This is a genomic window from Peribacillus sp. (genome assembly GCF_059453735.1).
In genome coordinates this window covers 1-2,390 of sequence record NZ_JAZVJO010000307.1, presented here as the reverse complement: position 1 = coordinate 2,390, position 2,390 = coordinate 1, and the positions used below count along the sequence as shown (strand labels likewise).

Genomic DNA, 2,390 nt, shown 5'->3' with positions numbered 1-2,390 from the left:
TAACCCCGATACACTAATATCTGTCCCTTTTCGGCTTGAAGAGGCTTCAAATTCCTTAATGGCCCCGCCTTCAAGCAGTATTCGTGTTCCAGGACCTTCACCCGTGCTTGTTTTTAATTCAAAAATAGACACAGAAGCGATACTCGGCAGAGCTTCCCCGCGGAAGCCCAGCGTTCGAATTCTAAATAAATCATGTTCGTCCTTAATCTTACTGGTTGCATGCCGTTGGAATGCTCGTTTGACATCGTCATCCATAATCCCGTCACCATTATCAATAATTCGAATCTTGCTTAGTCCTGCTTCTTCAATCTCAATTTCAATGATGGTGCTGTTTGCATCAATGGCATTCTCCAGCAATTCCTTTACAACTGAGGCAGGGCGTTCGACTACTTCTCCGGCTGCGATTTTATTGGATAAAGATTCATCCAGCTGAACAATCTTCCCCACATTATCACCTCATCGTTACGATTTTAATTTTTTTTGCAGTTTATATAAGATATTGATTGCATCGAGCGGTGTCATATCAAGTACTTCCATACTTTTTAGTTCTTCAAGCACTTTTTTTTCTTTAGGATTCGCAGCACTTAGTTTGACTGCATTCGGTTCGGCAAAGAAGGATAACTGAGCCGCTTCTTCTGCAGCCGTCAGTACCGCCTCTTGCTTTACAGGTGCTTCTTTACTCACAGAAGGAACACCTAAAATAGGTTTCCCTCCATCGCCCTTTTCCAGTTCCGTTAAAATCGCAGTTGCCCGTTCAATCAGCATGGCAGGCAGCTCAGCAAGCTTAGCCACATGAATTCCGTAGCTCTTATCTGCTGCGCCTTCTTTTATTTTATGAAGGAAGACCACATGTCCATTTTGTTCAATCGCACTTACATGGACATTTTCTAGCATCGGCAATCCCTCAGATAGAACAGTCAGTTCATGATAATGCGTAGAGAACAGCGTTTTGGCGCCAATTTCACTATGAATGTATTCAATAATGGCTTGCGCTAGAGCCATTCCATCATAGGTTGAGGTCCCGCGGCCAATTTCATCAAATAATATTAGACTATTCTCCGTTGCATTGGTAATCGCATTCTTCGCTTCTAACATCTCAACCATGAACGTACTTTGTCCAGAAATTAAATCATCTGCTGCACCAATTCTAGTGAATACTTTATCAAAAATAGGCAGAACCGCTTCAGAAGCAGGTACATAACAACCAATTTGAGCTAAAATTGCGATGAGTGCAACCTGCCTCATATACGTACTTTTACCTGACATATTAGGACCTGTAATTAACAACATTTCACGCTCACGGTTCATCTGACAATCATTTGGTACATACTCTTGTGAATCCAGCACCTTTTCAACCACTGGATGCCGGCCATCTGTAATCATCATTCTCCGTTCATCTGAAAAGACAGGCTTTTCATAATGACGCTCTTCACTGATTGTCGCAAAACACTGAAGAACATCGAGCTCACTAACGGCACGTGCAAGCGCCTGAAGCCTTGGAATATACTCTTTGACTTGTTCACGGACGGACAAGAATAAGTCATATTCTAAACTGATGCTTTTTTCCTCAGCTTGGAGGATCAAGGCTTCCTTTTCTTTCAGTTCCGGGGTAATAAACCGTTCTGCATTCGACAACGTTTGTTTTCGCTCATATCTGCCTTCTTCAAGCAGATGGAGATTTGCCCGTGTAACTTCTATGAAATAGCCAAATACACGATTATAGCCGATTTTTAACGACTTAATGCCGGATGCTTCACGTTCCTTGCGTTCGAGCGCAGCCATCCAAGACTTCCCGTTACGGCTTGCATCTCGGTACGTATCAAGCTCTTCATTAAAACCATCACGAATGATATTGCCTTCCTTAATCGATAACGGCGGATTGTCGACAAGAGCTTGTTCAAGCAAATCTGTTACTTCTTCGCATGCATCCAGTCGTTCTGTGAGTTTGCCCATTGTTTCATTATCCATAGCTGAAACAATTTGTTTGATATACGGAACCTGCTCAAGCGAACGTTTCAACTGATTAAGATCTCTGCCATTGACATTACCGAACGCAACTCTTCCTGCCAATCTCTCTAAATCATAGACTTCTTTTAACCGATCACGAATATCCTGCCGTTCGAAATAATGAGCAATTAACGTGCCGACCAGCTGCTGCCTTCCTTCAATCTGCGTTTTAGAAATTAATGGACGGTCAATCCATTGTTTAAGGAGTCTGCCCCCCATCGCCGTTTGTGTTTCATCCAACAGCCATAAAAGCGAGCCTTTTTTCCCTTTCGAACGAATCGTTTCGGTCAACTCTAAATTACGCTTTGAATAGTAATCCAATTTCATATAATGATTGATTTCATATGGCTCTACCGGTTGAAGATGGTCTAGACTTCGTTTTT

Annotated in this window: 2 protein-coding genes; both read right to left on the bottom strand. The window is 42.4% G+C overall.

Annotation, left to right across the window (positions count from 1 at the left end):
• A partial coding sequence (mutL, locus tag AC52RT_RS09830; RefSeq protein WP_495540577.1) for a DNA mismatch repair endonuclease MutL occupies positions 1–447 on the bottom strand: 447 nt, incomplete at its 3' end.
• Between the two features lie 15 nt (positions 448–462).
• A partial coding sequence (mutS, locus tag AC52RT_RS09825; protein WP_495540576.1) for a DNA mismatch repair protein MutS occupies positions 463–2,390 on the bottom strand: 1,928 nt, incomplete at its 5' end.